This is a genomic window from Peribacillus sp. B-H-3 (assembly GCF_048572925.1).
GTDB lineage: Bacteria > Bacillota > Bacilli > Bacillales > DSM-1321 > Peribacillus.
On sequence record NZ_CP183879.1, the window covers coordinates 4,386,220 to 4,392,500 of the forward strand.

2 protein-coding genes, 21 tRNA genes and 2 rRNA genes (1 of these 25 running past the window's edge) are annotated in these 6,281 nt (G+C 47.8%); 2 read left to right on the forward strand and 23 right to left on the reverse strand.

Translation table 11 applies throughout. The features are described from left to right. Positions 1 to 173: 173 nt before the first annotated feature. Entirely contained in the window at positions 174 to 1,109 is a 936-nt protein-coding gene (locus ACN6MY_RS21810; RefSeq protein ID WP_419882040.1) for a 1,4-dihydroxy-2-naphthoate polyprenyltransferase, read from the forward strand. A 247-nt stretch (positions 1,110 to 1,356) separates the two neighbouring features. After that, the gene (locus tag ACN6MY_RS21815; protein ID WP_419882041.1) at positions 1,357 to 2,103 is read left to right on the forward strand and encodes a TraR/DksA C4-type zinc finger protein; all 747 of its coding nucleotides are present in this window, start codon (positions 1,357 to 1,359) and stop codon (positions 2,101 to 2,103) included. A gap of 431 nt (positions 2,104 to 2,534) precedes the next feature. Here the strand turns inward: ACN6MY_RS21815 and ACN6MY_RS21820 are convergent. From ACN6MY_RS21820 to ACN6MY_RS21930, 23 genes are all read right to left on the reverse strand, one after another. Continuing rightward, positions 2,535 to 2,606, reverse strand: a tRNA-Glu gene (locus tag ACN6MY_RS21820). A 2-nt stretch (positions 2,607 to 2,608) separates the two neighbouring features. Beyond that, positions 2,609 to 2,699 (reverse strand) — tRNA-Ser (locus tag ACN6MY_RS21825). A 1-nt stretch (position 2,700) separates the two neighbouring features. Beyond that, positions 2,701 to 2,775: transfer RNA gene (locus tag ACN6MY_RS21830), tRNA-Asn, on the reverse strand. 1 nt (position 2,776) lies between these two features. Beyond that, positions 2,777 to 2,853: transfer RNA gene (locus tag ACN6MY_RS21835), tRNA-Ile, on the reverse strand. A 5-nt stretch (positions 2,854 to 2,858) separates the two neighbouring features. Next, positions 2,859 to 2,932, reverse strand: a tRNA-Gly gene (locus ACN6MY_RS21840). A 6-nt stretch (positions 2,933 to 2,938) separates the two neighbouring features. Further along, a tRNA-His gene (locus ACN6MY_RS21845) sits at positions 2,939 to 3,014 on the reverse strand. Positions 3,015 to 3,034: 20 nt separating this feature from the next. Further along, a tRNA-Phe gene (locus tag ACN6MY_RS21850) sits at positions 3,035 to 3,110 on the reverse strand. A gap of 42 nt (positions 3,111 to 3,152) precedes the next feature. Then, a tRNA-Asp gene (locus ACN6MY_RS21855) sits at positions 3,153 to 3,228 on the reverse strand. A gap of 6 nt (positions 3,229 to 3,234) precedes the next feature. Then, a tRNA-Met gene (locus ACN6MY_RS21860) sits at positions 3,235 to 3,308 on the reverse strand. Between the two features lie 35 nt (positions 3,309 to 3,343). Next, positions 3,344 to 3,436, reverse strand: a tRNA-Ser gene (locus ACN6MY_RS21865). Positions 3,437 to 3,446: 10 nt separating this feature from the next. Continuing rightward, positions 3,447 to 3,523 (reverse strand) — tRNA-Ile (locus ACN6MY_RS21870). Between the two features lie 8 nt (positions 3,524 to 3,531). Then, a tRNA-Met gene (locus ACN6MY_RS21875) sits at positions 3,532 to 3,608 on the reverse strand. A gap of 23 nt (positions 3,609 to 3,631) precedes the next feature. Then, positions 3,632 to 3,707, reverse strand: a tRNA-Ala gene (locus tag ACN6MY_RS21880). 17 nt (positions 3,708 to 3,724) lie between these two features. Then, positions 3,725 to 3,801 (reverse strand) — tRNA-Pro (locus tag ACN6MY_RS21885). A gap of 5 nt (positions 3,802 to 3,806) precedes the next feature. Then, positions 3,807 to 3,883 (reverse strand) — tRNA-Arg (locus ACN6MY_RS21890). A 7-nt stretch (positions 3,884 to 3,890) separates the two neighbouring features. Beyond that, positions 3,891 to 3,979 (reverse strand) — tRNA-Leu (locus tag ACN6MY_RS21895). A gap of 11 nt (positions 3,980 to 3,990) precedes the next feature. Continuing rightward, positions 3,991 to 4,065 (reverse strand) — tRNA-Gly (locus ACN6MY_RS21900). Between the two features lie 7 nt (positions 4,066 to 4,072). Beyond that, a tRNA-Leu gene (locus ACN6MY_RS21905) sits at positions 4,073 to 4,154 on the reverse strand. 7 nt (positions 4,155 to 4,161) lie between these two features. Beyond that, positions 4,162 to 4,237 (reverse strand) — tRNA-Lys (locus ACN6MY_RS21910). A gap of 57 nt (positions 4,238 to 4,294) precedes the next feature. Beyond that, positions 4,295 to 4,370, reverse strand: a tRNA-Thr gene (locus ACN6MY_RS21915). A gap of 13 nt (positions 4,371 to 4,383) precedes the next feature. Next, positions 4,384 to 4,459: transfer RNA gene (locus tag ACN6MY_RS21920), tRNA-Val, on the reverse strand. Positions 4,460 to 4,469: 10 nt separating this feature from the next. After that, positions 4,470 to 4,586: ribosomal RNA gene (gene rrf, locus ACN6MY_RS21925) — 5S ribosomal RNA — on the reverse strand. Between the two features lie 106 nt (positions 4,587 to 4,692). After that, a 23S ribosomal RNA gene (locus tag ACN6MY_RS21930) occupies positions 4,693 to 6,281 on the reverse strand (it continues 1,343 nt past the right edge of the window).

Here is a 6,281-nt window from a genome sequence, read left to right on the forward strand (position 1 = left end):
ATTCCTTATTATTATATTCTTCCTCAAATACAGAACTAAAATTCTTTATCAGCAGGAAATTTGTTCGTTTGCATTGACACCTGCATGATGTTTTCCTACACTTAAGCTGTATGCCATTTTTTATAGCGCCTTATATCGGGGGTTATTCATAAATCAAAACTAGGAGAGAAATTATGCAAAATAAAGATCATCAAAATCCCGGGGCTATCCGGCCTGAAAAGCGCAGCTGGAAGATCTGGTGGGAATTAATTCGTCCACATACATTGACGGCTGGATTTGTGCCCGTCTTAATAGGCACAGCACTTGCCTTGCAGACAGAACGTGTTAATGTAGTGCTGTTCGCTGCAATGCTGATTGCCTCATTACTTATCCAAAGTGCGACTAATTTGTTTAATGAGTACTATGATTTTAAAAGAGGACTGGATAATGAGAAATCAGTCGGCATCGGCGGAGGAATAGTCCGCCACGGCATGAGCCCTCAATTCATCCTGAACCTCGCCCTTGCCTTATACGGACTTGCCCTGCTTCTTGGCATCTATATTTGTGCTGTGTCATCCTGGTGGATTGCTGCAGTCGGGCTTGTCTGCATGGCAGTCGGCTATTTATACACCGGCGGGCCGCTTCCAATATCCTCCACTCCTTTCGGGGAGCTGATGTCAGGATTATTCATGGGTTTCTTGATCATATTAATATCCTTTTACATCCAAACTGGAACCGTTTCAAAAATGACTGTACTGGTCGCTATCCCAAGCGGCATATTGGTGGGACTGATTAATTTCGCCAATAACATACGCGATCATGATGGTGATAAAGCAAACGGACGAAAAACACTTGCTATATTAATGGGGCAAAAAAAATCCATCACATTTATGGGCATTATGTTCACATTCGCTTATCTTTGGGTCATCGGACTATGTGCAGCCGGAATCGTTTCACCGTGGCTTTTGCTTGTCATCCTAAGTGTGCCTAAAGCCGTCAAAGCCATTAAAGGGTTCATGGGCAAAACCATTGCCAAAGAAATGGTGCCTGCCATGATAGCAACTGCTCAAACAAACACGATATTCGGCTTATTATTATCTGCCGGTTTATTTATAAGCTATTTTCTATAAAATAAATCCCCGTCCCCATGCACATGCATGGGGATTTTTTCCTTTTAAAATTCGAGGGCCATAGACAGGCTGCCTGGGAATGCCCATTCATCTAAAAAATAGGAAGCACCCAAGAGTTTGCATTTTGATGATAATGATTGATATTAATTGCATAAAACTTTCCTTGTTTTCAATACTCAATATTCGGGTATTTAATCCTTACACTCAAAAAAATATGTTCGACCAACTATTAAGGAGCGGATAATCTATGGCTACAAATGAGCAAATTAATTCATTAAAAAATGAACTGCTTACACTAAAAGAGCAGCTTGAACAAAGAGTTGAAAATGATCATGAAACAGTTTTGGATAAAAGCGAAAAAGAATCTGTAGGTGAACTGTCTTCATATGACAACCACCCTGGTGATCTGGGCACAGAGCTATTTGAAATTGAGCGGGAAAAAGCACTGGACAGCCATGCTGAGACTGAGATTGAAAAGGTTAATGCTGCACTCTCCGCAATCAGTAAAGGAACATACGGCACCTGTAAAACCTGCGGCACAGAAATACCTTATGAGCGCTTAGAGGCAGTGCCTTCCACATTATATTGTGTAGAGCATACACCTGAACAGCATACCGCTTCAGATCGGCCTGTAGAGGAAAATCTGCTGATTCCATCTAAAGGAGACAGCTTTGAAAACAGGCACAGAGGCGATACAAATGAAAAGGAAGACAGCTTTGGCGAAGTAGCACGCTTCGGAACATCTGAAACACCTTCGGATTTTACAGGCGATAACGAAAACTTTGATTCTTTATATAAAGAGGAAGACGAAACAAATGGCTTTACCGAGGAATACGAAGGGTTTCTAGGAAATGATATAGAAGGCAAAAATAAAAAAGTGTATCCCACAAAAAGAGAAGAAAAATATGAACAAAGACTGGACGATGAAAATATGGAATCTCAGCTGGGAGACATTCCATATAAACGGAAGGACAGCTATGTAGATAAAAAATAGACATATATACAGGGGGTGATAACTTACGTTGTCACCCCCTGTATTATGAAATTCAATTCGCGTATATTGATGGGAAACCGATCCATTTTTTGATTCATGCCCGCATTTTATCTTGTTTCTCGTACAGCTTTAAATCTCTAAAAAGCCGCTGGAAAACCCATAGAGAACGATTTTGAATACCTTGATCCCGATTGCTGCAGTGCCTTGGCGGCTTCTCAATTTTTTGTATCCTGAAGTTTCTTATTGTCTGATGGCTTTAATACAAAACTTCTTGGAAGCAAATTGTGCGGGACCCAGCATTTATTATAGAAGCAAAAAATAGGCCAGATTCCATTTATCTTAAATGGAATCTGGCCTCACTATATCCATGGACGTAAGCATTCAGTAAATGAAAAAAAGATGTATACAGTGAATGTATACATCTTTTAATATGACCCATACGGGATTCGAACCCGTGTTACCGCCGTGAAAGGGCGGTGTCTTAACCGCTTGACCAATGGGCCAGTGGCGGAGAAGGAGGGATTTGAACCCTCGCGCCGCTTACGCGACCTACACCCTTAGCAGGGGCGCCTCTTCAGCCTCTTGAGTACTTCCCCATGGCTCCGCAGGTAGGACTCGAACCTACGACCGTTCGGTTAACAGCCGAATGCTCTACCACTGAGCTACTGCGGAATGGTGGGCCTAAATGGACTCGAACCATCGACCTCACGCTTATCAGGCGTGCGCTCTAACCAGCTGAGCTATAGGCCCATATTTGGAGCGGGTAGAGGGAATCGAACCCTCGACATCAGCTTGGAAGGCTGAGGTTTTACCACTAAACTACACCCGCGATATATGGGGCGGATGATGGGAATCGAACCCACGAATGTCGGAACCACAATCCGATGCGTTAACCACTTCGCCACAACCGCCACAGTTATTTAATATATAATGGTGGCTCGGGACGGAATCGAACCGCCGACACAAGGATTTTCAGTCCTTTGCTCTACCGACTGAGCTACCGAGCCAATGGGTAATATGTATAACATATCATTTGAATCTAGTAAAAATGGCGGTCCCGACGGGAATCGAACCCGCGATCTCCTGCGTGACAGGCAGGCATGTTAACCGCTACACCACGGGACCTAATGATTGCGGGGACAGGATTTGAACCTGCGACCTTCGGGTTATGAGCCCGACGAGCTACCAGACTGCTCCACCCCGCGACAATAAGAATGCTTCATATTCTGTCAATAAATAATGGAGGAGGAAGAGGGATTCGAACCCCCGCGGGCTTTGACACCCCTGTCGGTTTTCAAGACCGATCCCTTCAGCCAGACTTGGGTATTCCTCCGTGTTGAAGATGGTGGACCTTGTAGGACTCGAACCTACGACCGGACGGTTATGAGCCGTCTGCTCTAACCAGCTGAGCTAAAGGTCCTTATATTTTGGTAGCGGCAGAGGGGATCGAACCCCCGACCTCACGGGTATGAACCGTACGCTCTAGCCAGCTGAGCTACGCCGCCAAATAAAATATAGGATAATGATATGGTGGAGCCTAGCGGGATCGAACCGCTGACCTCCTGCGTGCAAGGCAGGCGCTCTCCCAGCTGAGCTAAGGCCCCATTTTAAAAAAATCACATGGTCGGGAAGACAGGATTCGAACCTGCGACCCCTTGGTCCCAAACCAAGTGCTCTACCAAGCTGAGCTACTTCCCGTAATATGGCGCGCCCGAAAGGAGTCGAACCCATAACCTTCTGATCCGTAGTCAGACGCTCTATCCAATTGAGCTACGGGCGCATATAAATGGTGCCGAGGACCGGAATCGAACCGGTACGGTAGTCACCTACCGCAGGATTTTAAGTCCTGTGCGTCTGCCAGTTCCGCCACCCCGGCATTACGAAAAGTGGAGCGGAAGACGGGATTCGAACCCGCGACCCCAACCTTGGCAAGGTTGTATTCTACCACTGAACTACTTCCGCATTGTGATGCGGGTGAAGGGACTTGAACCCCCACGCCTTGCGGCGCCAGATCCTAAGTCTGGTGCGTCTGCCAATTCCGCCACACCCGCATATGAATGGTGAGCCATGAAGGATTCGAACCTTCGACCCTCTGATTAAAAGTCAGATGCTCTACCAACTGAGCTAATGGCTCAAACAAATAAGATGGAAATAATGTTCGAACGATAGCTCGTACAAAATTTTATGAAGATGGTGCCGGCAAGAGGACTTGAACCCCCAACCTACTGATTACAAGTCAGTTGCTCTACCAATTGAGCTACACCGGCAGGTGAAATAATATGGTGGAGGATGACGGGATCGAACCGCCGACCCTCTGCTTGTAAGGCAGATGCTCTCCCAGCTGAGCTAATCCTCCATAATTATAAGCTTGGCGGCGTCCTACTCTCACAGGGGGAGAACCCCCAACTACCATCGGCGCTGAAGAGCTTAACTGCCGTGTTCGGAATGGGAACGGGTGTGACCTCTTCGCTATCGCCACCAAACATTTTCTCGAAAGACATATATTATTATATATCTTTTTTTGAGATTTTGCAAGAACTTTTTTTGTTCTTTCAAAACTAGATAATAGAGAAGGTTGAACGCGTCATTTTGGTTAAGTCCTCGATCGATTAGTATCTGTCAGCTGCACGTGTCACCACGCTTCCACCTCAGACCTATCAACCTGATCATCTTTCAGGGATCTTACTAGCTTGCGCTATGGGAAATCTCATCTTGAGGGGGGCTTCATGCTTAGATGCTTTCAGCACTTATCCCGTCCGCACGTAGCTACCCAGCTATGCCTTTGGCAAGACAACTGGTACACCAGCGGTGCGTCCATCCCGGTCCTCTCGTACTAAGGACAGCTCCTCTCAAATTTCCTGCGCCCACGACGGATAGGGACCGAACTGTCTCACGACGTTCTGAACCCAGCTCGCGTACCGCTTTAATGGGCGAACAGCCCAACCCTTGGGACCGACTACAGCCCCAGGATGCGATGAGCCGACATCGAGGTGCCAAACCTCCCCGTCGATGTGGACTCTTGGGGGAGATAAGCCTGTTATCCCCGGGGTAGCTTTTATCCGTTGAGCGATGGCCCTTCCATGCGGAACCACCGGATCACTAAGCCCGACTTTCGTCCCTGCTCGACTTGTAGGTCTCGCAGTCAAGCTCCCTTGTGCCTTTACACTCTGCGAATGATTTCCAACCATTCTGAGGGAACCTTTGGGCGCCTCCGTTACTCTTTAGGAGGCGACCGCCCCAGTCAAACTGCCCACCTGACACTGTCTCCCGCCCCGATCAGGGGCGCGGGTTAGAATTTCAATACAGCCAGGGTAGTATCCCACCGACGCCTCCACCGAAGCTGGCGCTCCGGCTTCTCAGGCTCCTACCTATCCTGTACAAGCTGTACCAAAATTCAATATCAGGCTGCAGTAAAGCTCCACGGGGTCTTTCCGTCCTGTCGCGGGTAACCTGCATCTTCACAGGTACTATAATTTCACCGAGTCTCTCGTTGAGACAGTGCCCAGATCGTTACACCTTTCGTGCGGGTCGGAACTTACCCGACAAGGAATTTCGCTACCTTAGGACCGTTATAGTTACGGCCGCCGTTTACTGGGGCTTCGGTTCAAAGCTTCGCTTGCGCTAACCTCTCCCCTTAACCTTCCAGCACCGGGCAGGTGTCAGCCCCTATACTTCGCCTTGCGGCTTCGCAGAGACCTGTGTTTTTGCTAAACAGTCGCCTGGGCCTATTCACTGCGGCTTTTCCGGGCTATTCACCCTAAAAAGCACCCCTTCTCCCGAAGTTACGGGGTCATTTTGCCGAGTTCCTTAACGAGAGTTCTCTCGAACACCTTAGGATTCTCTCCTCGCCTACCTGTGTCGGTTTGCGGTACAGGCACCTTTCATCTCACTAGAGGCTTTTCTTGGCAGTGTGGAATCAGGAACTTCGGTACTATATTTCCCTCGCCATCACAGCTCCGCCTTCATGGAAACGGGATTTGCCTCGTTTCCGGCCTAACTGCTTGGACGCGCATATCCAACAGCGCGCTTACCCTATCCTCCTGCGTCCCCCCATCGTTCAAACGATGAATAGGTGGTACAGGAATATCAACCTGTTGTCCATCGCCTACGCCTTTCGGCCTCAGCTTAGGTCCTGACTAACCCTGAGCGGACGAGCCTTCCTCAGGAAACCTTAGGCA